Annotated in this window: 17 protein-coding genes, 5 tRNA genes and 1 other RNA gene; 5 read left to right on the top strand and 18 right to left on the bottom strand. The window is 65.6% G+C overall.

The genetic code is table 11. The features are described 5' to 3' along the window. Positions 1-14 precede the first annotated feature (14 nt). Both CR919_RS05700 and sugE read right to left on the bottom strand, forming a co-directional pair. Positions 15-9,251 (bottom strand): autotransporter-associated beta strand repeat-containing protein, encoded by a 9,237-nt coding sequence (locus CR919_RS05700; RefSeq protein WP_099819190.1) that lies wholly within the window; start codon positions 9,249-9,251, stop codon positions 15-17. A 368-nt stretch (positions 9,252-9,619) separates the two neighbouring features. Next, positions 9,620-9,937 carry a quaternary ammonium compound efflux SMR transporter SugE gene (sugE, locus tag CR919_RS05695; protein ID WP_099819189.1) on the bottom strand — a complete coding sequence of 106 codons (318 nt, stop codon included), beginning with the start codon at positions 9,935-9,937 and terminating at the stop codon, positions 9,620-9,622. Between the two features lie 299 nt (positions 9,938-10,236). Between sugE and ffs the strand changes: the two genes are divergently transcribed. After that, positions 10,237-10,333, top strand: an RNA gene (gene ffs / locus CR919_RS05690) — signal recognition particle sRNA small type. Positions 10,334-10,409: 76 nt separating this feature from the next. On the opposite strand, the gene CR919_RS05685 is transcribed toward ffs, so the two are convergent. The 3 genes from CR919_RS05685 to CR919_RS05675 are packed head-to-tail and all read right to left on the bottom strand — an operon-like array spanning position 10,410 to position 12,312. Then, complete coding sequence (locus tag CR919_RS05685) at positions 10,410-10,799, bottom strand: DUF4440 domain-containing protein (RefSeq protein WP_099819188.1); 390 nt, start codon at positions 10,797-10,799, stop codon at positions 10,410-10,412. Continuing rightward, positions 10,796-11,563, bottom strand: a complete 768-nt coding sequence (locus tag CR919_RS05680) for an MBL fold metallo-hydrolase (RefSeq protein WP_099819187.1) — start codon at positions 11,561-11,563, stop codon at positions 10,796-10,798. Before CR919_RS05680 ends, CR919_RS05685 begins: the two co-directional genes overlap by 4 nt. Continuing rightward, on the bottom strand, positions 11,563-12,312 hold the full coding sequence (locus tag CR919_RS05675; protein WP_099819186.1) for a 3-deoxy-D-manno-octulosonic acid kinase: 750 nt from the start codon (positions 12,310-12,312) through the stop codon (positions 11,563-11,565). The genes CR919_RS05680 and CR919_RS05675 overlap by 1 nt, the downstream gene beginning before the upstream one ends. Positions 12,313-12,332: 20 nt before the next feature. On the opposite strand from CR919_RS05675, the gene CR919_RS05670 reads away from it, so the two are divergent. After that, on the top strand, positions 12,333-13,379 hold the full coding sequence (locus CR919_RS05670; RefSeq protein WP_099819185.1) for a glycosyltransferase family 9 protein: 1,047 nt from the start codon (positions 12,333-12,335) through the stop codon (positions 13,377-13,379). Between the two features lie 117 nt (positions 13,380-13,496). Here CR919_RS05670 and CR919_RS05665 read toward each other — a convergent pair whose 3' ends face one another. Both CR919_RS05665 and CR919_RS05660 read right to left on the bottom strand, forming a co-directional pair. Next, positions 13,497-13,901 (bottom strand): DUF6165 family protein, encoded by a 405-nt coding sequence (locus CR919_RS05665; protein ID WP_032977378.1) that lies wholly within the window; start codon positions 13,899-13,901, stop codon positions 13,497-13,499. Positions 13,902-14,295: 394 nt separating this feature from the next. After that, positions 14,296-14,386 (bottom strand) — tRNA-Ser (locus tag CR919_RS05660). Positions 14,387-14,554: 168 nt separating this feature from the next. Here CR919_RS05660 and CR919_RS05655 point away from each other — a divergent pair. Further along, positions 14,555-15,259 carry a protein phosphatase 2C domain-containing protein gene (locus tag CR919_RS05655; RefSeq protein WP_099819184.1) on the top strand — a complete coding sequence of 235 codons (705 nt, stop codon included), beginning with the start codon at positions 14,555-14,557 and terminating at the stop codon, positions 15,257-15,259. A gap of 270 nt (positions 15,260-15,529) precedes the next feature. Here the strand turns inward: CR919_RS05655 and dnaQ are convergent, their stop codons facing one another. From dnaQ to CR919_RS05640, 3 genes are read right to left on the bottom strand one after another with little or no spacing between them, the layout of a single operon-like run. Continuing rightward, positions 15,530-16,258: a DNA polymerase III subunit epsilon gene (dnaQ, locus tag CR919_RS05650; RefSeq protein WP_025878156.1), complete on the bottom strand. Its 729-nt coding sequence runs from the start codon at positions 16,256-16,258 to the stop codon at positions 15,530-15,532. Between the two features lie 4 nt (positions 16,259-16,262). Then, positions 16,263-16,715: a ribonuclease HI gene (rnhA, locus tag CR919_RS05645; RefSeq protein WP_099819183.1), complete on the bottom strand. Its 453-nt coding sequence runs from the start codon at positions 16,713-16,715 to the stop codon at positions 16,263-16,265. Positions 16,716-16,727: 12 nt separating this feature from the next. After that, positions 16,728-17,372: a methyltransferase domain-containing protein gene (locus CR919_RS05640; protein WP_099819182.1), complete on the bottom strand. Its 645-nt coding sequence runs from the start codon at positions 17,370-17,372 to the stop codon at positions 16,728-16,730. An 11-nt stretch (positions 17,373-17,383) separates the two neighbouring features. Between CR919_RS05640 and gloB the strand changes: the two genes are divergently transcribed. Then, positions 17,384-18,148, top strand: a complete 765-nt coding sequence (gloB, locus tag CR919_RS05635) for a hydroxyacylglutathione hydrolase (protein ID WP_099819181.1) — start codon at positions 17,384-17,386, stop codon at positions 18,146-18,148. Further along, positions 18,145-19,347: a lytic transglycosylase domain-containing protein gene (locus CR919_RS05630; RefSeq protein ID WP_099819180.1), complete on the top strand. Its 1,203-nt coding sequence runs from the start codon at positions 18,145-18,147 to the stop codon at positions 19,345-19,347. The genes gloB and CR919_RS05630 overlap by 4 nt, the downstream gene beginning before the upstream one ends. Before the next feature lie 183 nt (positions 19,348-19,530). On the opposite strand, the gene CR919_RS05625 is transcribed toward CR919_RS05630, so the two are convergent. The 8 genes from CR919_RS05625 to clpX form a co-directional block, all read right to left on the bottom strand. Continuing rightward, positions 19,531-21,486: a peptidyl-prolyl cis-trans isomerase gene (locus CR919_RS05625; RefSeq protein WP_099819179.1), complete on the bottom strand. Its 1,956-nt coding sequence runs from the start codon at positions 21,484-21,486 to the stop codon at positions 19,531-19,533. Between the two features lie 184 nt (positions 21,487-21,670). Beyond that, a tRNA-Asp gene (locus CR919_RS05620) sits at positions 21,671-21,747 on the bottom strand. Between the two features lie 107 nt (positions 21,748-21,854). After that, a tRNA-Asp gene (locus CR919_RS05615) sits at positions 21,855-21,931 on the bottom strand. Positions 21,932-22,020: 89 nt separating this feature from the next. Continuing rightward, positions 22,021-22,097 (bottom strand) — tRNA-Asp (locus tag CR919_RS05610). 25 nt (positions 22,098-22,122) lie between these two features. Continuing rightward, a tRNA-Val gene (locus CR919_RS05605) sits at positions 22,123-22,197 on the bottom strand. An 11-nt stretch (positions 22,198-22,208) separates the two neighbouring features. Continuing rightward, positions 22,209-22,481, bottom strand: coding sequence for an HU family DNA-binding protein (locus CR919_RS05600; RefSeq protein ID WP_004146343.1), 273 nt, complete (start codon positions 22,479-22,481; stop codon positions 22,209-22,211). Positions 22,482-22,699: 218 nt separating this feature from the next. Continuing rightward, a complete protein-coding gene (gene lon, locus CR919_RS05595) occupies positions 22,700-25,153 on the bottom strand; it encodes an endopeptidase La (protein WP_099819178.1) in 2,454 nt (817 codons plus the stop codon). A gap of 142 nt (positions 25,154-25,295) precedes the next feature. Next, positions 25,296-26,585 (bottom strand): ATP-dependent Clp protease ATP-binding subunit ClpX, encoded by a 1,290-nt coding sequence (gene clpX / locus CR919_RS05590; protein WP_099819177.1) that lies wholly within the window; start codon positions 26,583-26,585, stop codon positions 25,296-25,298. Between the last annotated feature and the right edge of the window lie 43 nt (positions 26,586-26,628).

The raw sequence follows: 26,628 nt of genomic DNA, 5'->3' as shown, positions 1-26,628 counted from the left end.
TGGCATGCGTCAGCTCAGAAGCCGACGCGCAGGTTCAACTGGCCACCAACATCGTTGCGACCGTCGCCATGCTGGCCCTGCACGAACAGCGACAACTGGCTGCTGCGTCCCAGGCCCACGGCTACGCCGACCTGGCTGACCAGCGCATTGCGCGCCATCACGGCACTGTAGGCGTCGAACGCATTGCCACCGACGGCGAAGCTCTGCCGGCTGGCTACGTCGGTGTCACCGGACGCGTGCTGCCAGCCCAGCCCGACCGTCAGCTGTGCCGGATAGCGATCGCCGCTGCCCACATCCCAGCGGCCGCGAACGCCGACGGTGCTGACATTGAGCGTGTCCTTGCCGCCCTCCAGTACCAGCGCCGCGCTACCGCCCTGCTCCACCGCCCGATCGCTGTCCACCCAGTGCTTGGTGAACTGCACGTACGGCTGCAGCTGCGTCCGGCCATGGGTCCAGGTCCAGCTGCCTTCGATCTGGGCGATGGTGACATCCGAGTCCTGGCGGCTGTGCAGGGTCTGTGCCAGCAGCGGCACTTCACGCGTGGTGCGCGTGCGGTAATCGCCGCGCGACACGCTGCCACCGACCGCAAACCCGTTGTTCCACTCGCCCTGCGCATACAGCCCATAGGTATTGCCGCGCAGGCGTGCACGCGACTGGCGATCGTACAGCCGCGTATCCAGCCGCTCGCTGCCCGCCGCCGCACCCAGCACCACATGCTCGCCGAGCTTCCAGTCGACGCCGGCCATCAGTGCATTGCGGTTGGCACGGATCTCGTCACCGTTGCCATCGCCGTCCTGCTTGAACACCTTGCCGCTACCGGCCAGCCATGCCGAAGCACGCTCGCCCCGCACCGTCGGCAGCTCGCTGCCCAGACGCTGGCGGATGCCCTCTTCCAGGTAGTTGTCGTACAGCAGCACTGCACGGCTGGCCGCATGCACTTCACCGGAGAGCTGGTTGAACGCGTTGCGCGCGGTGGCGGTGTCGTAGGCCAGCAGCGTGTTGTACAGGCCCAGCGCCGCGCCGGTCTGCGGCAGGCTGTCCAGCGCCGATGCCACGCCCAGCTGGTTGCGGGTCTGCGCCGCCGTGACGAAGGCCGCTGTCTGCTTCACATCGATCTTCAGCTGCGCGGCATTCGGTGTATACACCGGGCTCAGCGAGAGGAAGGCCGAGGTGGTGGTGGGCGGCACGAACTGCCCGCTGACACCGCCGCCTGCGTTGATGATCGTGTACTGCTGGCCTTGCTGGTAGCTGGTGTTCGGGTTGATGGCATTGACCACCACCGATGCACCGCCGATGTTCGCGCTGCCACCCACCTGCACCACGTCGCTGCCGGTAGCGCCCAGGTCGACCGACAGCGTGCTGCCCGGTGCCAGGGTCAGGTTGCCACCCACGGTGATCGTGCCCGCACCGTTGCCGCCACTGCTGCCATTGCCCGGGCCGTTGCCCGGCGACAGCACACCGCCGCTGCTTACGGTGACGCCGCCAGCGCTGCCGCCGATGGTGCCGGTACCCGACAACGTGGTGCCGCTGCCGATGGTCCATTGGCCACCGATGGTGCCGGTGACATTCAGGCCACCGCCGGTGACTTGGCCAGTACCGGTGAATCCGCCACTGTTGCCGCCCAGGTTGAGCGGGCCCGGGCCGGCCTGCACGATGCTGCCAGTGCCACTGATGCTGCCACCCAGTGTCGTGGTGCCGCCGGTGTTGACCACCAGGCCACCATTGTTGGTGATGTTGCCGGTGATCGCGCCGCTGGCGCCGCCGTTGCCGATCTGCACGGTACCGCCAGCGTTGATCGTGGTGCCGCCGGTATAGGTGTTGTTGCCGGTCAGGGTCAGCGTGCCGCTGCCGGCCTGGGTCAACCCGCCGCTGCCACTGACCACGCCGCCAAGCGTGGTGTTGCCGCCGACATTGAACACCAGGCTGCCGTTGTTGCTGACGTTGCCGGCGATCGCACCGCTGGCACCGCCATTGCCGACCTGCAGCGTAGCGCCGGTGTTGATGGTGGTACCGCCGGTGTAGGTGTTGTTGCCGGTCAAGGTCAGCGTGCCGGCACCGGCCTGGGTCAGTCCGCCGCTGCCACTGACCACACCACCCAGCGTGGTGTTGCCACCGACGTTGAACACCAGGCTGCCGTTGTTGCCGACGTCGCCGATGATCGCCCCCGTGGCGCCACCATTGCCCACCTGCAGGGTGCCACCGCTGTTGATGGTGGTGCCGCCGGTATAGGTGTTGTTGCCGGTCAGGGTCAGCGTGCCGCTGCCGGCCTGGGTCAGGCCACCGCTGCCGCTGACAGTCCCACCGAGTGTCGTGTTGGCCGACAGGTTGACCACCAGCGCGCCGTTGTTGGTCACGTCGCCGACGATTGCACCGGTCGCGCCGCCATTGCCGATCTGCAGCGTGCTGCCCCCGTTGATGGTGGTGCCACCGGTGTAGGTGTTGTTGCCGGTCAGGGTCAACGTGCCGCTGCCGGTCTGCACCAGCCCACCGCTTCCACCGATGGTGCCGCCGAAGGTCGTGTTGGCATTGCTGCCGCCGGTGGTCAGGGTGGAACCGCCCAGCACCACGTTGCCGCTGGCAACACCGGCCAGGCCACCGATGCTCTGGTTGCCGGCCGCACTGATGTCCAGCGTTCCGGCGCCGGCCAGATTCACCGTGCTGGCCGAGGACAGGCTGCCACCGGCCGCGACGGCCAGGGTGCCGCTGTTGATCGTCGTGGTACCGGTGTAGCTGCTGGCACCACCCAGGGTCACCGTCGCTGCGCCATCCTTCAGCAGGTTGCCGGCGCCGGCGATGTCGCCGTCCAGCGTCAGCGGCGTGCCGCCCAGCAGGGTCAGCGTGCCGCTTGCCAGCTGCACGTTGTTGCCCAGGGTCAGCGGCACAGTGCCGTCCAACGTGGCATCGCCGCCCACGGTCAGCGCGCCGGTACCCAAGGCACCATTGCTACCCAGCGACAGACCACCGGCATTGAGCGCCACTCCGCCACCGAAGGTGTTGCTGCCGGTCAGGCCGAGCACGCCCGCACCGTTCTTGACCAGTCCACCGCTGCCGCTGATGTCGCCGGCAAACGTGCTGTTGCCCGCTGCGTTGGTGGTCAGCGTGTTGCCGCCAAGGCTGATCGTGCTGCCGGCAACGCCGGACAGCGTACCGATGGCCTGGTTGCCACCGCTGGAGATGTCAAAACCGGTACCGGCGTTGGCCAGGTTCAACGCGCCGGTTGCGGCCAGGCTGCCACCGGCACCGATCGCCAGCGTGCCGGCGTTGATGGTGGTGCCGCCAGTGAAGGTGTTGGTGCCGGTCAATGTCTCGGTACCCGTGCCTGCCTTGATCAGGCCACCGGTGCCGCCGATCGAACCACTGAACACGCCGTTGGTGGAATCACCGATGGTCAACGTGTTCGCACCGAGGTTGACCGTACCGTTGCCGATCAGCGTGCCGAACACCTGCGTGCCACTGCCCGCTGAAAGATCGAAGGTGGCACCGGTGGCGAGATTGACGATGCCACCTGCACTGAGACTGGCACCGGCCCCCAGAGCGAGCGTGCCCGCATTGATGTTGGTCCCGCCAGTGTAGGTATTGGTGCCGTTCAAGGTGAGGGTAGCCACGCCGTCCTTGGTCAGGCTGCCGGTGCCCGACAGGTTGCCGTTGAGCGTGAGATCGTTGCTGCCCAGTACGGTCAGGCCAGCGTTGAGCACCATGTTGTTGGCCAAGGTCACCGCGCTGCTGGAATCAAGCGTGGAAGCGCCGCCGACCGTCAGCGTGCCCGTACCCAGCGCCGTGTTGTTGCCCACCACCAGGCCGCCGGCATTGAGGGTGACGCCGCCACCGAAGGTGCTGGCACCGTTGAGCGTCTGCACGCCGCTGCCATTCTTGACCAGCCCACCGCTGCCGGTCAGGGCGCCGTTGAACGTCGCGTCGGTGGTGCCTCCCAGAGTCAGGTTGTTGCCGCCCAGCGACACCGTGCTGCCGGCCACGCCCGCCAGCGAACCGATGCCCTGGTTGCCACCGGCGGAGATGTCGAACGTGCCAGTACCGGCCAGGTTCACCGCACCGGTCGGCGACAGGCTTCCGCCCGCGCCGATCGCCAGCGTGCCGCTGTTGATGACCGTACCGCCGGTGAAGGTGTTGCTGCCGGTCAGGGTCACCGTTGCCGCGCCGTTCTTGATCAGGCCACCGTCGCCGGTGACTGCCCCGCCCAACGTCAATGCATTGCTGCCGAGCAGATTGAGCGTCGCACCAGCCAGCAGGCCGATATCGTTGCCGAGAGTCGCGGCGATGCTGCTGTCCAACGACGCGTTGGCGCCCACGGTCAGCGCGCCGGTACCCAGCGCGGCATTGTTGCCGACCACCAGGCCGCCACCGTTGAGTGCAACCCCACCACCGAAGAGGTTGGCAGCGCCCAGCGTCTGGATGCCCGTGCCGTTCTTGACCAGCCCGCCGGTACCACCGATCACACCATCAAAGGTGCCGTTGTCGGTGCCGCCAAAGGTCAGCGTGTTGCTACCCAGCGCCACGGCGCTGCCGGCGACGCCGTTGAGCGCGCCGATCGCCTGGTTGCCCGCGGCCGAGATATCGAAGCCGGTGCCCGGTGCGGACAGCGTAACCGCGCCTGTTGCCGCCAGGCTGCCGCCGGCACCGATCGCCAGCGTGCCCGCATTGATCAGCGTGCCACCGGTGAAGGTGTTGGTACCGGTCAGCGTTTCAGTGCCGGTCCCCTCCTTGATCAGGCCACCGGTGCCGGCGATGGAGCCGCTGAAGACACCGTTGGTCGGTCCGCCGACGGTGATCGAGTTCGCCCCCAGGTTGACCGTGCCATTGCCGGTCAGGGTGCCGAAGGTCTGGGCACCACTGCCCGCAGAGAGATCCAGGATGGCGCCGGTGGCCAGGTTGACGATGCCGCTGGCGGCCAGGCTTGCACCTGCGCCCAGCGCGAGCGTGCCGGCATTGACGTTGGTGCCGCCGGTATAGGTGTTCACGCCGTTCAAGGTGAGCGTGGCAGCGCCGTTCTTGGTCAGGCCGCCGGTGCCGGAGATCACCCCGTTGAGCGTCAGCGCATTGCTGCCCAGCACCGTCAAGCCGGCGTTGAGCGTGATGTTGTTGACCAGCGTCGCTGCCAGGCTGGTGTCGAGCGTCGCCGCACCGCCCACGGTCAGCACACCGCTGCCCAGCGCCGCGTCATTGCCGAGCACCAGGCCACCGGCATTGAGGCTGACGCCGCCGCCGAAGGTGTTGGCAGCGGACAGGGTCTGCACGCCTGCGCCCACCTTGACCAGCCCCCCGCCTCCGCTGATCACGCCGTCGAACACCGCATTGGCTGCCGTACCGAAGGTCAGAGAATTTCCGCCCAGCGAAAGGCTGCTGCCGGTCACGCCCGCGAGCGCACCGATGGCCTGGTTGCCACCGGCACCGGAGATATCCAGACCTGCGCCGAGGCCGCCGAGCGTCACGTTGCCGCCCGCGGCAAGACTGCCCCCCGCCCCCAGTGCCAGCGTGCCCGCATTGACCAGAGTGCCGCCGGTATAGGTATTGGCACCGCTCAGAGTAAGCGTGGCCGTTCCGTTCTTGGTCAGCGCGCCGGCGCCGGACAGCAGCCCCGCCAGGGTCAGCGCGTTGCTGCCCTGTATCGCCAGCGTGGCGCCCGATGCCAACCCGATGTTGTTGCCGAGGGCGAGCGCGGCACCAGCGTCCAACGATGCATTGCCCCCCACACTCAGCGAGCCGGTACCCAGCGCCCCTGCATTGCCCAGCGTCAGGCTGCCCGCATTGAGCGCCAGTCCACCGCTGAAGGTATTGGCGCTGTTGAGCGTCAGTGTACCGGCGCCGTTCTTGACCAGACCGCCGGTACCGGACACCACGCCACCGAGCGTAAGTGCGTTGCTGCCGATCAGCGTCAGTGCCGAGCCTGCGCCCAGGTTGACCGCATTGGTCAGATCAAGCGCAACGCTGCCGTCCAGGCTGGCGTTCGCAGCAACGTTCAGCGCGCCGGTTCCCAGCGCTCCACTGTTGCCCAGCAGCAGGCCGCCGCCGGCCAGGCTCAGGCCGCCACCGAAGGTATTGGCACCATTGAGCGTCAACACCGTGGCGCCGTTCTTCACCAGGCCACCGTCGCCGGACACCACGCCGCCCAGGGTGACGTTCTGGCTGCCGGGGAGCGTAAGGATCGCACCGGTAGCCAATGCAACGTTGTTGGTCAGGTTCAGTGCGGTCGATCCGTCCAGCGACACGTTGCCACCGATGTTCAGCGCGCCGGTGCCGGCCGCTGCACTGTTGCCCAGCAGCACGCTGCCCGCATTGAGATTCAAGCCACCACTGAACCCGTTGGTACCGTTCAAGGTCAGCTGCGAGGCACCGTTCTTGGTCAGGCTGCCGACACCGGAGATGTCGCCGGTCAGGGTGATGTTGTTGCTGCCGCCCAGTGTCAGCGCGGCACCAAGATTGACCGCGTTGCCCAGATTTAGCGCGGTGGTTCCCTCCAGCGTCGCGGCACCGTTGATGCTCAGCGCACCGGTTCCCAGCGCGCCGCTGTTGCCCAGCAGCAGCCCGCCGGCATTGAGCGCGACGCCGCCGGTGAAGGTGTTTGCACCGGTCAATGTCTGTACGCCGCTGCCGTTCTTTACCAGGCCCCCGCCAACGCCACTGATCACACCGGCGAACGTCTGGTCGGTCGCACTACCAAAGCTGAGCGTGTTGGCGCCCAATGCCACGGTGGTACCTGCCACGCCGGACAGTGCGCCGATGGTCTGGTTGCCAGCCAGGGAAAGATCCAACGCCGCGCCAGCACCGGACAGGCTGACCGCGCCGGTCGCGGCCAGGCTGCCGCCACTGCCCAGCGCCACCGTGCCGGCGGCAACGTTCAAGCCGCCGGTGAAGGTATTGGCGCCGGTCAGCGTCAGCGTCGAAGTGCCGCTCTTTATCAGGCCGCCGTTGCCACCCAGCGCACCTCCCAGCGTCAGCGGCTGGCCACCCAGCACGTTGAGAGAGCCACCCGCGGCAAGATTGATGTTGTTGCCCACGTTCAACGCCGCGCTTGCATCCAGCGTGGCGGCATTGTTGATGTCCAGCAGGCCGGTACCCAGTGCCGTGTTGTTGCCCAGCAGCAGGTTGCCGCCATTGACGACGACACCGCCGCCGAATGTGTTGGCGCCATTCAACGTCAGCAGTGCGGCGCCGTTCTTGACCAGGCTGCCGTTGCCGGAAATCACACCGTTGAACACCAACGGCTGCCCGCCCTGCAGCGCCAGCGAACCCCCGGTGCCAAGCGAGACGTTGTTGCCCAGCGAAAGCGCGGTTGTGCCATCCAGAGTGACTTCAGCACCGACGCTCAACGTACCTGTACCCAGCGCGTTGCTGTTGCCCAACAGCAGCCCGCCGCCGTTGAGGGCCACGCCGCCGGTAAGCGCGTTGCTGCCCAACAGAGTCTGTATGCCGGTACCCACCTTGATCAAGCCGCCGGTGGTGCCGGTGAAGTTGCCGGCGAAGCTGGTATTACCGAGCCCGCCGAGGGTCAATGTGCGGGTGCCCAAGTTGACCGTGCCGCCGAGTCCGGCCAGCGATCCCACTGTCTGGTTGGCTGCAGCGGTGAGGTCCAGCGTCGTACCGGTGGCCAGCGTCAACGCACCGGTGGGCGACAGACTGCCACCCGCACCGAGCGCCAGCGCCCCCCCGGTGATCGAGAAACCGCCGGTCAGCAAATTCGCGCCGCCCAGGGTCAGCGTGCCCGCACCGCTTTTGATCAGGTTGCCCGCACCCGACAGTGAACCATTGAGGGTGACCGCATTGCTGCCGAGCAGATTGAGGTTGCCGCCGCTGTTGACGACGATGTTGTTGGCGAGGTTGAAGACCCCGCTGGTATCCAGCGATGCGCTGCCGCCTACCGTCAGGTTGCCGCTGCCCAGTGCACCTGCATTGCCCAGCAGCAGGCCACCGGCGTTGAGGTTGACGCCACCGGAGAACAGGTTCGCTCCGCCCAGCGTGACCACACCGGTGTTGTTGACGGTGAGGCCGTCGGCACCGGTAAGCACACCACTCAAACCAAAGGCGTTGGTGCCGCCCAGCGTCAGCCTGCCCGTGTTGAGCGCGAAGGGATTTGCAAGCGTGAGCCCGGCCGTCGATGCTGCGATGGCACCTCCATTCACGTTGAAGATGCCGGTACCGAATGACGCCGCGTTGTTGAAATTGACCAGGCCATCGTTGAGCGTGGCGCCGGTTCCGGCCCAGGCACCTTGCAGGTTCCAGGTGCCACTGTTGACGGTCAGCTTCTGGAAGTTGAGGTACTGGTTCCAGCCCAGCGTGGTCACTGCTCCCCCGGTACCGGATCCCGGGCCGGCGGCATCGTTCTGCAACACCAATGTGTTGCTGGCTGCCCCGGCGCCCACACCGGCGTTGACCGTACCGGCTGCCGCCAGCGAGACCGAGATGCCGCCCAGCACATCGATTCCCGCCGATGCCCCGACGCCGGTCGCCACACTGGACCCGGATACGGCCGTAAAAGTATTTCCCTGCGTCGAATCGCCGAGGTGAACGCTGCCGGTGATCGTGCCACTGTTGGTGACCGAATTGCCTGCCGCCGATCCAGCCAATCCGACACGCCCGGTGATTCCCCCGGTATTGCGCAGAACCGTCTGCGCGCCGCCGTAGCTTACAATGGCCGGCGCGTCGGCCGTACCAAGCCCGCCCAGCAGGAAGTTCATGTTGATGGTGCCGGCATTATTGATCGTGGTGATACCACTTGCGCCATTCTGTACGGACAGCGCGCGACCGCTTGCGCCCAGTAGTGAACCGATATCGATGAAGCCCTGCAGCGTGCCGGTGGCGGTGTTGTCGACGGTAATCGTCTGGCCACTCGCGTTGCCAAGCACCGCACCGGAGGCGGCAAAAATACCGACATTGGTACCGATCGTGCCGTTGTTGGTGAGCTGGATGCCGTTACCGCTCAACGTCATCGAGTTGCCCAGGCCAGCGGTGCTACCGACATTCGCTCCCGCTGCTACGGTCACCTGGACACCATTGGTGGCGTCCACGAAATTGTTGGTGGTCCCGGTGCAGGTAATTGCCGGGCCCGGCGTGGAGCACGCCGCGAACGCCGAACCACTGGCCAGCGTGGCAGCCAATGCAACGGCCAGCTGATGCATTCTCAATCGCGGCAACCGCACCGCGGTACCCGCATTTCCACATGGATTCTGGGCGACCTCCGAAGCCACCTGCATCACGCCAAGAGCACGATTGAAAACCAGACGGTAAATGCGGTTCATCGGTAAATCTCCATGAAATGACCGGTGGCACAGCAGGCAGGTTTTTTTGAGGTGATGTCGTCCCGCCCTGCTCCACACCGGGAACAAGACCTGCGGTATCAACCTTGGAAAACAATCACACGTTCACGTCAGAGCGCGGCAGGAACGGCGTGCCCCTGCACGTCCGTCATCGCGAAAACTCCCCGGTTTCGCTTGACGAATGGCCGCACTGTGCGACCGCCACCGCCAGCACCACGTGAATCCGGCACGTTATTTTCATGATGGCCGTCAAATAATCACGGCAGTCGTCACGACTTTGCCGAATATGCATATTCTCTTGTTTTGGCAAAACGGGAATATCCCTATTCCCGTCGTACCCGTTACCGGCCTCAGCTGCTGGAGAGTTTCATCAGCACCAGGCCGGCGACGATCAATACCGCTGCACCAATCCGCATCGGGCTGACCTGCTCGCCCAGGAATACGATGCCGACCACGAAGGCACCGACCGCGCCGATGCCGGTCCAGATCGTATAAGCGGTGCCCAGCGGCAGGCTGCGCATGGCAACGGCCAGCAGCCAGAAGCTGGCGATCATGCCGATGATGGTGATGATGCTGGGGGTGAGTTTGGTGAAGCCTTCAGACTGCTTCATCGACACGGCCCAGACGATTTCCAGCAGGCCGGCAAACAACAGATAGATCCAGGCCATGACAGCCCTCCGATGGTAGGGCCAGGCCGTCCTGGTCATTGAATCCCGATGTGGGGGAGGTCGTTCCTCCTGCGGCCGGATTCTAGCAACGGCGGCAGCCCCAGGCCGATGCCGCAGCCAACGGGTTACATCGGATTCAGCGCGTGAAGCTGGCGTCAGCACCCATGCCTGCGTTAGAATGCGCGTCTGCCATCGGTCAGCTGATGCGCAGTCCGGCTGTGGTCTCCGGCGCTCCATGCGCTGCTTCCCCTGATCCGTGAATCGGCCGCCTCCGGGCGGCCAACGTCTCTATGGTGGCCCCGTCGGCCCCTCGCGACGCTAGGTCGAAAACTCCGCCAGGGCCGGAAGGCAGCAACGGTATCGATCGACGCGGGCGCCGAGGTCAGCCGGCGGGGCCACCGCCTTTTCAGGCGATACCCCGCCCCTGATGGATGCCAACCCTGGTTGCCGCCCTTCGCGGCATGGCCCGGCGCTACCGTGCCTCGGGCGTGCCCTGATGGAACGCCACCCGCCAACCCGTTGCATGCAACCGCCACAGCGAGCTGCGCAGCACCCAGCGCTGTGGTTGGCCATCGACGTGATAGCGACTGCGGTAACGCACCTGGGCCAGGCCCGCTGCCAGCATCCACACGGCGTACTGGTCCGACTCGATCAGCACCTGCGCACGCTCCAGCGGGATCTCTTCCAGCGCGGCCTCACGGCCGTAGCACTGGCCGGAGCTGCCGATCTCGCTGAAATCCTCATCCAGCAATGCCGCCAGACGCTCATGATCTGCGCGCACCTGCGGGGAGTGCAGTGCGCGTTCCAGCCCCTCCAGCTCGGCAGCCAGCGCCGGCGTTGCGGCGCGGCCAGCACTGCTCACGGCGGATCCTGCGACAGAACGTGCGGGGCGGTCGGCGTGGCCAGCACAACGCACTGGCCCGGCTGTGCCACCCGGTGCCCACGCGCGGACAGGGCCTGGCCATCGGCCACGCTGGCGTAGTGGTACAGCATCATCCGTGCCTGCAGCTCGGCGCTGTACTCGCGCTCCAGGTCATCCACGCCGGTGTGCGAAGGATTGCCATGCAACCCGCAATCGTGGGCGATCAGCTCATTGTCATTGGCAAAGCGCGCCAGCATTTCCGGAATCGGCCGGGTATCGCCGCTCCAGGTCAGCGCGCCCTGCAGCCGCAGGCCATAGGCCGTCTCCGGCCAGTGGTGGCGCACCGGGAACACCTCCAGGCGCACGCCCTCATGCCAGAACGCATCGCCCACCACGATCAGCTGGAAGGCATCCCAGAAGTTGGCGCCGCCCTCGGCCAGCACGTTCGGGTAATCGCCGATGCGCTTGTGCAGCAGCGGCACCACCGTGGCCGGCACGTACAGGCGCACCTTGCCGCGCCGCTGCGCGCTGAAGAAGGTGTCCACGAACAGACGCTCGAAACCGGCCACGTGGTCCAGGTGTACATGGGTGACGAACAGCGCCTGCGGCATATGCCCGTAGTGCGCCTTGAAGGCAGTCAGGCCTTCACCACCACAGTCGATGGTCAGCCACGGCCGGCCATCACGCTCGATCACCGACATCGGCGAACCCAGCTCGACCGCCGACGCATTGCCGACGCCGAGGAAACGCAACGACCAGTCCATCAGGTGCCCCGGTTCCAGGCCATGTCATAGGCGCGACGCAGGCGCGCATAGTCTTTTTCCACGTCTTCCACGCTGCGCTCACCGCGCAGCTTGATCAGCGAGCGCAGCAGGCGCTTGAGATTGCGCTCGCGCCAGGCGGTGGCCGGGATGCGGATCACCCCGCGATCGAAGTCGATCAGCCAGCCATGGCCGTTGCCGTCGAACAGGATGTTGTGCGCATTGAGATCGGCATGGTCCAGCCCGGCACGGTGGAAGCGCGCGATCATCCGCCCGGTTTCCTCCCACGGCGCACCGCGCCCGGCCACCAGCGCGCGGTCGGCCAGCGAGCGCACCCCTTCAATCCGTTCCATCAGGATCGCGGCGCGGTAGCGCAGGCCTTCACGCATGTAGAAGGCGGCAATCGGCCTGGGCACCGGCAGTTTCTTCTCGCGCAGCGCGCGCATCAGCCGGAATTCGGAAAAACTGCGGGTCCGGTCCGCCCCCCGCCAGATGTACTGGTCGTGGCTGATCCGGGCCGCCAGCCCTCCGCGCAGGTAGTGCCGCAGCACGCTGGGACCGAACGGCGCATCCACGAACCAGGCACTGCCGCGGCCACCCTCACCCACCGGCCGGGCCTTGCCGGCCCAGTGCTGTGGCGAGAACAGACCGATGTCGGCTTGCCGCAGCCGCTCGCGGTCGAACAGAATGGCCCCGATGCCGCGACCCTCGCGGCATGGCGTCAGCGCTTCATTGGCGTCGAATGCGACCATTCCTTTGAGTCTAACAACACATGGCATCAGCGTCCTCCTCCTTGTGTCTTCTGCGCCTGTCCGCTCTGGGCGATGTGACCCACGTAGTGCCGCTGGTGCGCACCCTGCAGGCCGCGCGCCCGGATACGCCGATCCACTGGATCATCGACAAGGTCGGGCAGAAGCTGCTTGATGGCCTGCCGGGCGTCACCTTCCACGCCTACGACAAGAAGACCGGCATGGCCGGGGTGAAGGAACTGCGCAAGCAGCTGCCGCCCGGGCGTTTCGAGGCGCTGCTGCAGATGCAGGTGGCGTTCCGCGCCAACGTGCTGTCCGCCTTCATTCCCGCCGAGCGCCGCATCGGTTACGACCGCAGCCGCTCCAAGGACCTGCACGGCCTCTTCATCAACGAGCGCATCGCTGATCGCCCGGGCATCCATGTGCTCGATGCCATCGGCAGCTTCTGCGAGCCGCTGGGCCTGCGCCAGACCGATGTCAGCTGGGACCTGGCCGTGCCGCAGGCGGCCTATGACTGGGCCGCCGCGCAATGGCAGGACGATGGCCGCCCGGTGCTGATGATCTCGCCCTGCTCCAGCCACGTGCGCCGCAACTGGTACGCCGACCGCTATGCCGAGGTCGCCAACCATGCCGTCACGCGCGGCTGGCGGATCGTGCTGTGCGGTGGTCGCAGCGAACTGGAGCGCAGCATGGCCGACGCCATCCTGGCCCAGCTGGATGTTCCGGCGCTGGACCTGGTCGGCAAGGACACGCTCAAGCAGCTGCCGGCATTGCTGGCCCGCGCCAACCTGGTGATGACGCCGGACTCGGGCCCGATGCATATCGCCAATGCGATGGGCACCAAAGTGCTGGGCCTGCATGCGGCCAGCAACCCGAACCGCAGCGGCCCGTACTCGGACCGCCGCTACTGCGCGGACCGCTACGACGACGCAGCGCGCAAGTACCTGGGCAAGCAGGCCGCCGACCTCAAGTGGGGCACCAAGATCGAATTCGACGACGTGATGGAGCTGATCACCGTCGAGGACGGCATTGCCGCGTTCGAGCGCTACGTGGCCGACCACCTGGGGTGAGTGACGGGCCAAGCGGCTGAGCGGTGTCGGGTGGGTGCGGCCCCTGGTCCGCACCGTCCGGCAGCCCGCGGTTTCATCCACGCATGGCGTGGATCCACTGCATCGGGCTGCCCGGGATTACGCGCGCTGCGTGTAGTCCTGGTAGGACTTCTCTTCCACATAGGCCGAGCCCAGCGCCAGGTTGATCGCCTTCTTGATCCGCGCGCGCTCATCGTTGCGCAGGTACACGCTGCGCGCCAGGTCGATGAACCCCTGATCGAAGGCCTGCGCCTTGTCCTTCAGGCGGATGTCGTCCTCGATCTCCCACAGCTGCTCGTTGACCGCCTTCAGCTCGGCGCGCAGCTTGGCGATGTCCTTCACGGCCGCCGGGTGCGCCATCCACGTGGTTTCCAGCGCGGACAATTCCTTGCGCACGTTGGCCAGCTTGCCTTCGTCACTGATGCGCTCGGACTTGATCTGCAGGATCGAGATCTTGTCCAACAGCTCGCCGAATGAAACGGGGACGAGGATTTCAGCGGTCATCGAGAGAGCTCCAGCAGGTGATGGGATACATGGTAACCCGCCGCATGCGAGCGGCATCCACGCATGGCGTGGATCTACTGGAGCATCCGCGGGGAGAGGCCGGCAAAGGGAGGGGCCCGAACGTTGCATCGCAACGTTTGGGGCGACGCGCGCAGCATCGTCGCATCCCAGCGCCAGATGATCCCACTTGCCCACCGCATCCGTTGATGCAGATCCATCTGGAGGAACAAGCCCCTCTGTTGAGGGGCTGCCCCGACAGGGGCGGGGAGAGGCCGGCAAAGGGAGGGGCCCGAACGTTGCACCGCAACGTTTGGGGCGACGCGCGCAGCGTCGTCGCATCCCCAGCCAGATTAAAAAAGAAGGGCTGCCTTTCGGCAGCCCTTCTTTTTTAATCTGGCGGAGAGGGGGGGATTCGAACCCCCGAGGCGCTATAAACGCCTGCCTGATTTCGAGTCAGGTACATTCAACCGCTCTGCCACCTCTCCAGATGTTCCCCGGCGAACCGGGGACGCGCATCATACGAGGAAGCGCGGCTGACGACAAGTCATTGTGCCCAATGAAGTGAAATTTTCCTGACTGCATGGCTTGCCGGATGTCCGCTTGGCCGTGATGATGCCGTTCTCCCCGGCATTACCCCGCTCCCAGCACCCACCATGATCGAATTCGGACATCTCACCCACCCCGGCCTGCGCCGCGAGCTCAACGAGGACACCTATTACGGTGACGGCGAGCTGGCCCTGTGGCTGGTGGCCGACGGCATGGGCGGGCACGCCTGCGGCGAGGTGGCCAGCGCACTGGCGCGCGAGACCATCGTCCGCGAGATCCGCCGTGGCGCGCCGTTGGCGCAGGCGATCCGCACGGCCGACGAAGAGATCATCCGCGCCTCGCGCCGGCGCAACGACAGCCTGCCGATGGGCACCACCGTGGTCGCTGCACGGGTGCAGGGCAACCGCTACGAAGTGGCCTGGGTTGGTGACAGCCGCGCCTACCTGTGGCGCGACGGCCAGCTTGCCCAGCTCAGCCAGGATCACAGCGTTGTGCAGGAACTGGTCGCACAGGGCAACCTGACCGCCGAGCAGGCACGCGCCCATCCCCACCGCAACGTGGTCACCCAGGCACTGGGCGTCACCGACCCGGCACACCTGAACGTGGCGACCACCAGCGGCGAGCTGCGACCGGGCATGCAGTTGCTGCTGTGCAGTGATGGCCTGACCGAGGAAGTGGATGATCGCGGCATCGCCCGCACCCTCGCCTTCGACGATGCCAGCGCCCAGGAATGCGTGGACAGCCTGGTCGCCACCGCCCTCGACGGCGGCGGCTCGGACAACATCACCGTGATCCTTGTGCGCTGCCACTGAAGCCGGCCGGAGAGAAGCCCCCTGAGTCAGGGGGCGGCCGCGAAGCGGCGGGGGTATGGATGCTGGTGAGACGGGGCCCACGATCTGCAGCGCAAATTGTGGGGCGGCAGCGCGATTGCGCTGGCGCGTCATCGGACAACATCACCGTGATCCTGGTGCGCTGCCACTGAGCAACGGCATCCACGCATGGCGTGGATCTACCGTAGAGCCACGCCATGCGTGGCTGCATTTCACCCGTATCACCACGCCATGCGTGGCTGCCGCGGTCGCTTACGCGCTCGCGGCTTCTTCCACCTTCGGGCCGTCCCACAATGCGTGGCCGGCCTTCTTGCGCAGCCGCTCCAGGCGCGCCGCATGCGCTTCCTGTTCCGACGGCGTGGCCACCACGCGCGGGCGCGGCAGCAGCTTGGACGCATCGAACGCCTGCAACGCCGCAGCGCCACCGGCATCGTCATCGCCCAGCCCGAAACCGATCTCCTCCTGGCCCGAGGTGAGCGCGATGTACACATCGCCGAGGATCTGCGCATCCAGCAGACCGCCATGCAGGGCGCGGTGCGAGTTGTCCACGCCCAGCCGCTTGCACAGCGCATCGAGCGAGTTGCGTTGGCCCGGGAAACGCTCGCGCGCCAGCGCCAGGGTATCGATCACCGTGCAGCGATCGGTGATCTTGCCGTACTGCTCGCCGAGCAGGGACAGCTCGTTGTCGAGGAAGCCCAGATCGAACGCCGCGTTGTGGATGATCAGCTCGGCGCCATCGATGAAGGCCAGGAACTCCTCCACGACCTGCGCGAACTCCGGCTTGTCGGCCAGGAACTCCAGGGTCAGGCCGGTGACTTCCTGCGCGCCCTGTTCGAATTCGCAGTCGGGCTTCAGGTACTGGTGATAGGTGTTGCCGGTCGGGCGGCGCTTGAACAACTCGACGCAGCCGATTTCGACGACGCGGTTGCCCTTCTTCCATTCCAGGCCGGTGGTTTCGGTATCAAGGATGATCTGACGCATGGGCTCAGTTTACCGGGCTGCCGTCGCGGATCTGGATCGCGGCGTTGCGGGCCAGGGTATCCACGCGTTCATTGTCCGGGTCACCGGAGTGGCCTTTCACCCAGCGCCAGTCGATCCGGTGCCGCAGCGTGGCTGCCTGCAGGCGCTCCCACAGTTCACGGTTCTTCACCGGGTCACCGCCGGCGGTCTTCCAGTTCTTGCGGATCCATCCCGGCAGCCACTGGGTCAGGCCCTGCCGCACGTACTGCGAATCGGTGTAGAGAACGATCTCGCAGGGCTCGGTCAGCGACTCCAGGCCGGAAATGGCCGCCATCAGCTCCATCCGATTGTTGGTGGTATGCGCTTCACCACCGCTCAGTTCGCGCTCGTGCCCCTTGTAGCGCAGCAGCGCCGCCCAGCCGCCGGGGCCGGGATTGCCGAGGCAGGAACCGTCGGTGTGGATTTCGATGGTTTTCAATACAACTCCAGATCAGGTAGCAACGGTGCCGTGCCAGCGCACGGGCAACGGGGTCGGCCCGGGCAGGGCCAGCGTGCGTTTTTCGGCATGGAACAGGCAGGCCGCGCGCAGGGGGGCCCAGCCGCCGCGACGGCGGCTGCCGGCACCCTGCCACATCGGCCCCAGGTAACGCACGTCCTCGCATTCCAGCCCATGGCGCTCAAGCAGCTGGCGGATCCGCTGCGGCGTGCGCACCACCAGCCCGTGCTGGCGCCAGCGCGTGCGGAACGGGCTGAACGGATTGAGGCTGGTCAGCCACAGATGGCCGCCAGGCATCAACACGCGCTCGCATTCGTCCAGCAGATGGTCGGCATCACCGACGGTCACATGCTGCAGCACGATGGCGTTGACGCTCTCGTTGGGCAGCGGCAACGGCAGTGCGCATCGGGTATCGCCAGCGTAGCCAGTGCCCTGGCGATGCAGGCGCAGGCCACGCCCGCCCAGCTGCGCATCCGCCAGCCAGGCGGCGCTGGGGGCGATCCACAACCAGGGCCGGGTCGGCAGCAGCGACAGTTGTGGCAGCAGCAGTTGCCGTTCGAGCACGCGCAAGGCCTCCGCCGGTTCGCTGTCGAACCACGGGGCCTGGCTCGCTTGACGGGTGCTCTGCAGCGCGGGCATGGTCCAATTCTATGCGACTGACTGCCCTGCCCGCATTTGCGGACAATTACATCTGGATGCTGATCGCCGACGACGGTGCTGCCGTGGTCGTCGATCCCGGCGACGCTGCGCCGGTACTGGCGCTGGCCGACCAAGGCGTGCGCGTGGATACCATCCTGCTCACCCATCATCACGACGATCACATCGGTGGCGTGCCGGCGCTGCAGGCGCGTTTCCCCGGCGTGCGCGTGGTTGCACCGGTCGACGAGCGCATCCCGATGGCCACCGAGCGGGTCGGCGAAGGTGAACGTGTTCAGGCACTGGGCCGGATGTTCCACGTACTATCCGTCCCCGGGCACACCCGCAGCCACATCGCGTTTCACACCGCTGAACAGCTTTTCAGCGGCGATTCGTTGTTCAGCCTGGGCTGTGGACGCCTGTTCGAAGGTACGCCGTCCCAGCTGCTGGCATCGATGCGCAAGCTGGGTGCCCTGCCCGCGCAACTGCTGCTGTGTTGCGCTCACGAGTACACCGTGTCAAATGCCGTCTTCGCGCGGCATGTCGACCCCGCCAACGCTGCCTTGTTGCAGCGCCAAGAGGAGGCTTTGGCCATGCGCCGCGATGACCGTTCCACCCTGCCAGTATCCCTGGCCGATGAAATTGCCTGTAATCCGTTCCTGCGTACCCACACGGCGCCCATCCGCGCGGCCGTGTCGGCGCACCTGGGGCGCGAGGTCGTGGATGACGTCGACGTCATGGCCGGTCTCCGGCACTGGAAAGACGGCTTCCGCGCATGAGTCGCCGAAGTCTGCCGCTGGCCCTGGGTCTCGTCCTGGGGTTGGCCGGAACTGCCGGCGCACAATCGCTGGGCGCCGGCATCAGCCAGAACCTGACCGCCGCCTCGGCCCTGCCGCTGGATCCGTCGACGCTGCCGGCTGCATCGGTACGCAACGGCCAGGAGATCTTCTCCAGCTTCCGCGACGGCCTGGCCGAACCGACCTGCGACGCCGAGGCCACCAGCCCGCGCTGGCAGAGGCAGTTCGCCCACGCCCCCTCGCGGCTGGCCAACCAGGATGACGACGCGCTGGTGCTGTTCGGCTATGTGGTCGAAGAGCTGCGCAAAGCCAACCTGCCGACCGAATTCGCCCTGATTCCCTTCGTCGAGAGCGGCTACCGGCCCAATGCCCGCAACGGCAGCGGCCCGACCGGCCTGTGGCAGTTCATCGCCACCACCGCACGCAACCATCGCGTGCCGATGAGCAACAACTACGACGGCCGGCTGTCGGCAGTGGAGTCCACCCAGGCCGCCGTGCGCTACCTGAAGACCCTGCATGGCATGTTCGGTGGCGACTGGCGCCTGGCCACCATGGCCTACAACGCCGGCGAGTACCGCGTGCTGCAGTCCATGCGCAAGGCCGGCATGAATGCGCAGAACGCCAAGCCGGCCGGCCTGCCCGGGCTGTCGCCGGTCACCCATGCCTACGTCGAGAAGCTGCATGCCCTGGCCTGCGTGCTGGAAGACGTGGAAGACCAGCCGGGCGTAATGGCCTCGCTGGACCGCACCGTCCCGGTGCTGAAGGACCACACCCTGCCGGCAGGCACCAGCGTCCAGCAGTGGGCCGCACAGCGTGCCCTGGACCCGGCGAAGATCGCCCGCTTGAATCCGGCGCTGGCTGCCGGCAACCGCCCGTCGGGCACCGCACGCGTACTGGCCCCGGTTTCGGCGTCCAACGCGGACGTTGCCGACATCGCCAGCACGGCCGTGGCCACCGCACTGGCCAGCACCGCCAGCGCTGCGCCGAGCCCGCAGGTGGCAAAGGTGGTCGCGTCGGCTGCTGATCGCCCGCGCAACCGCCGCCACACCGTGCGCAACGGCGAATCGGCCTGGACCATCGCCCGCCGCTACGGCATGCCGGTCAAGGCGCTGTTGTCGCTGAATGGCTTGAGCGGCAGCAGCGTGCTGAAGCCAGGCGCGGTACTGCGCGTCGAAGACTGAGGGACAGGCCAAGCGCCTCCCCGTGTAGAGCCGAGCCTGTGCTCGGCTTTTTCTTGCCTGCGACCTGTCGGGGTTCATGACAAGCCGAGCATAGGCTCGGCTCTACAGTTCAATCTCCAGCAGCGCTCTCGCACAAAAAAGGCCCGGCAATGCCGGGCCTTTTCGTTCCTGCTCGTCAGAGGCTTACAGGTTCGCTTCGGTGGTCTGCACCAGGAAGCGCTTGCGCATGGCGTCGATGTACGCCTTGGCAGCAGCCATGCCGTCGATCTGGCTCAGCTGGTCCTTCAACTGCTTCTGCTGCTCGGCGGTCACTTCCTTGATGTCACCCGGGTTGACCTTGTTCACTGCGAAGACCAGTGCATGACCGTTGACGTCGACCTTGCCGTAGCTCGGCTTGCCTTCGGCAGGCAGCGGCGCACTGAAGATCGCGCGGTTGATCTCCGGGGTCGGCACCGGCTGGCTGCGCGGCAGGCCCGGCATCGGGCTCAGCTGCAGCTTCTCGCTGGCGGCCAGCGACTGCAGGGTCGCGCCCGCCTTCAGCTTGGCCAGCAGGGCATCCGCGGCCTTGTCACCGGCCTGGCGCTGGCGGTCGGCACGGATCGCGGCGATCACCTGCTCACGCGCCTTGTCCAGCGGCAGCGCCTGCTCCGGGGTATGCGCGGCAACGCGGATCACCACGCTGTGGTTGCTGCTGCCACCCAGGGCGATCGGATCGCTGGCGGTACCGTCCTGCACCAGGACGTCCGAGAAGGCGGCACGCAGCACGGCTGGATCAGCGGCAATGCCGGTGGCGGTCGTGCGCGTGATCGGGCCCAGCGTCTGCATCGACAGGCCGACCGCTTTGGCGGCTGCAGCCAGGTCGCTCGGACTCTTGTTGATGGCATCGACCAGGCGGCCGGCCAGATCGTTGAAGCCGCGCTCGCCATCAGCCTTCAGCTGCTCGGCAGCCAAGGTGTCACGCACGTCTTCGAACGACTTGCCCTCGCCGCCACGAACCGCAGCAACCTTGATGATGTGGAAGCCGAAGTCGGTCTTGACCGGGCCGATCACTTCACCGGCCTTGGCGCCAAACAGTGCGTCTTCAAACGGCTTGACCATCGCGCCACGTTCGACCCAACCCAGGTCACCGCCCTGCGCCTTGGAACCGGGATCTTCCGAGTTCGCCTTGGCCAGCGCGGCAAAGTCGGCACCGGCGGCCTTTGCTTCGACAGCCAGCTTGGCGGCCTTGGCTTCGGCACCGTCACCGGTGATCAGGATGTGCGCCGCCTGGCGCTGTTCCGGCGTGGTGAACTTGGCCTTCTCGTCTTCATAGCGCTTGCGCAGGGTCGCCTCGTCGGCGGCGGTCGGCGCCGGCAGGTTCGCACCATTGAGCTCGACATATTCCAGCGACACCGATTCGGCCTGGCGGAAATCCTTGCCATGGCTGTCGTACCACTGCTTGATCTGCGCATCGGTCACCGGCGCGGTATCAACCGGAACTTCCGGCAGCGCGGCCAGTTCCACATCGCGGGTCTCGCCCAGCAGCTTCAGCAGACGCTCGGTCTCGGCCTGGGTGACAAAGCCGGAGTTCTGCAGGCCCGACGGGATCACCGACTGCTGCAGGCTCTCGCGCACCAGTTCCTGGAACTGGGTCGGCGTGCGCGGCGGATTGCCACCGGCCAGGGCCAGACGGTAATTGCTCTCGCTGAACTTGCCATCGGCGCCCAGGAAGCCCGGAATGGCGGTGATGTATTCGCGCACAGCGCCGTCGCCAATCACGACACCTGCCTGCTCACCGACCAGACGCACGACCTGCTCGTCGATCAACTGGTCAAGCACGGCCAACTTGTTCTCGGTGCTTTCGAACGCGCGCGGGTCGAAGTTCTCGCCCTGCTGCTGGCGTTCGCGCATGCGTTCCTGCTCGAAACGGGTGCGGAAGTCCTGCGCACTGATCTCATGGTGCTGCCACATCATGCGCACCGGCCACCAGGACGGTGCCGAGCGCCACCAGGTCGGCGGTGCCGAAACCTTGGCGACGTTCTGTGCGCCGACGCCACCGAGGTAGCTGTTGTCGATGACGAACAGGAACGGAATCATCAGCAGCCCCAGGATCACGGTAACGATCCAGCCTGAGGTCTTGTCGCGGAGTTTCTGCAGCATGGTGAGGAATCACAAGGCTTGATTGGCGAGCCCGGCAGTGTAACCCGCTTCGCGGCGTGGACCAAAAGCAGTGCCGGCGGGGTCTGGCGCCCCCCTGCCCCGGCGATCGACACGATCGCGCCCATCAAAAGATGAAAACGACACAAAGAAAAAGCCCCCGACTTGCGTCGAGGGCTCTTAGAGTTGGCGGAGCGGACGGGACTCGAACCCGCGACCTCCGGCGTGACAGGCCAGCATTCTAACCAGCTGAACTACCGCTCCGCGCTTGAAACTTTGCAGGCGCTCAGTATATCCGAAGACTTCCTGAAAACCTACCCCGCTGAACACTTTTTTCAAAGTTTTTTCACGAGGATTTAAGAGTTTTGCAATGGCGGAGCGGACGGGACTCGAACCCGCGACCTCCGGCGTGACAGGCCAGCATTCTAACCAGCTGAACTACCGCTCCGTATTGCAGACCTCTTTGTTTTCTCTGCAACCGGGTGGTTGGAGAGAAAACAAGGCCCCCAGCTTTTCGGCCGGGGGCCTCGTTGAAAATGGCGGAGCGGACGGGACTCGAACCCGCGACCTCCGGCGTGACAGGCCAGCATTCTAACCAGCTGAACTACCGCTCCACATTTCAAACTTACCGCGGTGCTGTGGTGGGTGCTGAGGGTTTCGAACCCCCGACCCTCTCCGTGTAAAGGAGACGCTCTACCGCTGAGCTAAGCACCCCAGCGAGCCGCTTAGTTTACAGCATCCTTCAGGGCCTTACCAGCCTTGAACGACGGATTCTTCGAAGCAGCGATCTTGATGGTGTCGCCGGTCTTCGGGTTGCGGCCGGTGCGGGCAGCACGGTCGCGGACCTGGAAGGTACCGAAGCCAACCAGGGTGACCGCATCGCCGTCCTTCAGCGCCTTGGTGACGGCAGCAACGACGGCATCGACAGCGCGGCTGGACTCGGCCTTGGTCAGGTCGGCAGCTTCAGCAACGGCATCGATCAATTCGGTCTTGTTCATTCTTTACAACTCCTTTGGCGGTGGGTTCCGCGTATTCGACAGGGAAGCAACCGCACGACGTCTGCATGCGGTTGCCATGTGGAAACGGTTCGCCGAATTCAGTGAGCGCTGACTGCGATCACTCATTCGCGAGTGCTGCTTTTATACCAGCGGCCCTACCCCCACGCAAGCTGGAAAGCCAGCAACGACGCGGGTTTCAAGCATTTCGACAGGACGCATCAATGCTTGACGCGGGCGTTTCCACTCGGTTTGGCCTTGCTGCGCACCGTGACGCGCTGCGCACTCTTGCGCGTCTTCTTCGGCGCCAGCGGACGTTCCAGCGCCAGATCAAGCACTTCCTCGATGTACTTCACCGGCACGATCTCCAGATCGCGGGTGACGTTGGCCGGAATGTCGGCAAGATCCTTGCGGTTCTCATCGGGGATGATCACCGTGCGGATTCCGCCGCGCAGTGCCGCCAGCAACTTTTCCTTCAGGCCGCCGATCGCGGTGACGCGACCACGCAGGGTGATTTCGCCGGTCATCGCCACATCGGCGCGCACGGCCACCTTGGTCAGCATCGACACCAGCGAGGTGACCATTGCCGCACCGGCACTGGGGCCATCCTTCGGCGTCGCACCATCGGGTACGTGCAGATGCACGTCGTGCTTCTGCAGGAACTCCGGATCGATACCGAAGCCGACCGCACGCGAACGCACCACCGACAACGCCGCCGACGCCGATTCCTTCATCACGTTGCCGAGCTGGCCGGTCAGGATCAGCTGGCCCTTGCCCGGTACCAGCGTCGATTCGATCTGCAGCAGATCGCCACCGACTTCGGTCCACGCCAGGCCGGTGACCAGGCCGATCTCGTTCTCTTCTTCGGCACGGCCGAAGTCGAAGCGACGCACGCCCAGGTACTTGTCCAGGTTCTTGCTCGACACGCTCACCAGCGCCTTGGACTTGCGCGCGCCCTTCTTCGCCTTCGCCACCGGCTGCGGCCCACCCAGCGCGATCTCCTTCACCACCTTGCGGCAGATCTTGGCGATCTCGCGTTCCAGGTTGCGCACGCCGGATTCGCGCGTGTAGTAGCGCACGATGTCCTGGATCGCATCGCTGCCGATCTCCAGCTCTTCCGGCTTCAGGCCATTGGCCTTGATCTGCTTGGGAGCCAGGTAACGGGTGGCGATGTTGAGCTTCTCATCCTCGGTGTAACCGGGGATGCGGATGACTTCCATGCGGTCCAGCAGCGGGCCCGGGATGTTGAGCGAGTTGGAGGTCGCCACGAACATCACTTCGGACAGGTCCAGGTCCACTTCCAGGTAGTGGTCGTTGAACGCGTTGTTCTGCTCGGGGTCGAGCACTTCCAGCAGCGCCGAGGACGGATCGCCGCGGAAGTCCATCGACATCTTGTCGATCTCGTCCAGCACGAACAGCGGGTTCTTGCTGCCGACCTTGTTGAGGTTCTGCACGATGCGGCCCGGCATCGAACCGACATAGGTACGACGGTGGCCACGGATCTCGGCTTCGTCGCGCACGCCGCCCAGCGACATGCGCACGAACTTGCGGTTGGTGGCCTTGGCGATGGACTGGCCCAGCGAGGTCTTGCCCACGCCCGGCGGCCCGACCAGACACAGGATCGGGCCCTTCATCTGCTTCACCCGCGACTGCACCGCCAGGTATTCAAGGATGCGTTCCTTGACCTTCTCCAGGCCGTAGTGATCGGCATCGAGAGTGTCCTGCGCGGCCTTCAGGTCCTTGCGCACCTTGCTGCGCTTCTTCCACGGCACGCCCAGCAGCCACTCCAGGTAATTGCGCACGACCGCCGCTTCGGCGGACATCGGCGACATCTGCTTGAGCTTGTTGAGCTCGTTGCGTGCCTTGGTTTCCACCGGCTTGGGCATGCCCGCTTCGGCGATCTTGCGGGCCAGCTCTTCCAGTTCGCCCGGCGCGTCGTCGAGGTCACCCAGTTCCTTCTGGATGGCCTTCATCTGTTCGTTGAGGTAGTACTCGCGCTGGCTCTTCTCCATCTGCGACTTCACGCGGCCGCGGATGCGCTTTTCCATCTGCTGCACGTCGATCTCGCCATCAACCAGACCGACCAGCATCTCCAGGCGTTCACCCACGGCCAGCGTTTCCAGCAGCCGCTGCTTGTCCGACAAGCGCACGCTGATGTGCGCGGCGATGGTGTCGGCCAGGCGGGTCGGCTCATCGATGCCGGCCAGGGTCTGCAGCAGCTCCGGCGGCAGCTTTCGGTTGGTCTTGACGTACTGCTCGAACAGCGACATCAGCGAGCGGGCGATGGCCTCGATCTCGCGCGGCTCGCGTGCGTCGGTGGCCTCGATTTCGACGGCCTGCCCGTGCAGCGAGCCATCACGTTCGCTGACGCTGGTCACCTGCACGCGCGACAGGCCTTCAACCAGCACCTTGATGGTGCCGTCGGGCAGCTTCAGCAGCTGCAGCACCTGCGCCAGGGTGCCGACCTGGTAGAGGTCAGCGGCCTGCGGGTCATCGGTTTCGGCCGACTTCTGCGCCAGCAGCAGGATGCGCTTGTCCGCTTCCATTGCCTGTTCCAGCGCATGCATGGACTTGTCGCGGCCGACGAACAGCGGGATGACCATGTGCGGGAATACCACTACGTCGCGCAGCGGCAGGACCGGCAGGTCGAGGGTCTCACTTGGGGAACGGGCCATGGGGGCTCCAGGGAAGGGGAAAACCGTCTCCGGAAGGGCATCTTCCGGAGACAAAAAAAGCCGATGGCCCCGTTATGGGGCCATCGGCTTTCAGATGCAAGACGTTCCGAGAAAATTCTTTCTATTCAACAAGTTGAAAGAATCACTCGGCGCCAGCGGCCTTCTGTTCAGGGGCCGGTGGGGTCTGGTAGATCAGGTACGGCTCGGACTTGTGCTCGATCACCGATTCATCCACGACAACCTTGCTGACGTTTTCCTGCGACGGCAGGTCGTACATGGTGTCCAGCAGGACCGATTCGACGATGGTACGCAGGCCACGGGCGCCGGTCTTGCGCTTGAGCGCCTTCTTGGCGATGGCCGACAACGCGTCCGGACGGAACTCCAGCTCGACGTTCTCCATCTCGAACAGCTTCTTGAACTGCTTGGTGATGGCGTTCTTCGGCTCGGTCAGGATGCGGATCAGGGCCGGCTCGTCCAGCTCCTCCAGGGTCGCGACCACCGGCAGGCGGCCCACGAACTCGGGAATCAGGCCGAACTTGATCAGGTCTTCCGGCTCGACTTCGGCCAGCACCTTGCCCACTTCCTGCTTGCGCTCGCTGCTCTTCACCTTGGCGCCGAAACCAATGCCGCCGGCGTCGTTGGAACGCTGCTGGATCACCTTGTCCAGGCCGGCGAACGCGCCGCCGCAGATGAACAGGATGTTCTTGGTGTCCACCTGCAGGAATTCCTGCTGCGGATGCTTGCGGCCACCCTGCGGCGGAACGCTGGCCACGGTGCCTTCGATCAGCTTCAACAGGGCCTGCTGCACGCCTTCGCCGGACACATCGCGGGTGATCGACGGGTTCTCGCTCTTGCGCGAGATCTTGTCGATTTCATCGATGTAGACGATGCCCTGCTGTGCCTTCTCGACGTCGTAGTCGCACTTCTGCAGCAGCTTCTGGATGATGTTCTCCACGTCTTCGCCCACGTAACCGGCTTCGGTCAGCGTGGTGGCGTCGGCCATGGTGAACGGCACGTTGAGCAGGCGGGCCAGGGTCTCGGCCAGCAGGGTCTTGCCCGAACCGGTCGGACCGACCAGCAGGATGTTCGACTTCGCCAGCTCGACTTCGTCGTTCTTCTGGCGGCTCTCGATGCGCTTGTAGTGGTTGTACACGGCCACGGCCAACGTCCGCTTCGCGCGGTTCTGGCCGATCACGTACTGGTCGAGCACCTCGAGGATCTCGCGCGGCTTGGGCAGCGAACTGCGTGCCGACTGCGCTTTTTCCTCAAGCTCCTCACGGATGATGTCGTTGCACAGCTCCACGCACTCATCGCAGATGAACACGCTCGGACCGGCAATCAGCTTGCGCACTTCATGCTGGCTCTTGCCGCAGAAAGAGCAGTAGAGGATCTTGCCGGTGTCCGTGGAACGACCTTGGCGGTCTTCGCTCATGCTTCGCTTACCCAGTTACGCCACCCGCTGAACGGGGGTTCGA

The organism is Stenotrophomonas sp. LMG 10879 (genome assembly GCF_002750935.1).
Classification (GTDB): Bacteria; Pseudomonadota; Gammaproteobacteria; order Xanthomonadales; family Xanthomonadaceae; genus Stenotrophomonas; species Stenotrophomonas lactitubi_B.
The sequence above is the reverse complement of the archived record's forward strand: the minus strand, read 5'-3'. Positions and strand labels throughout refer to the sequence as shown.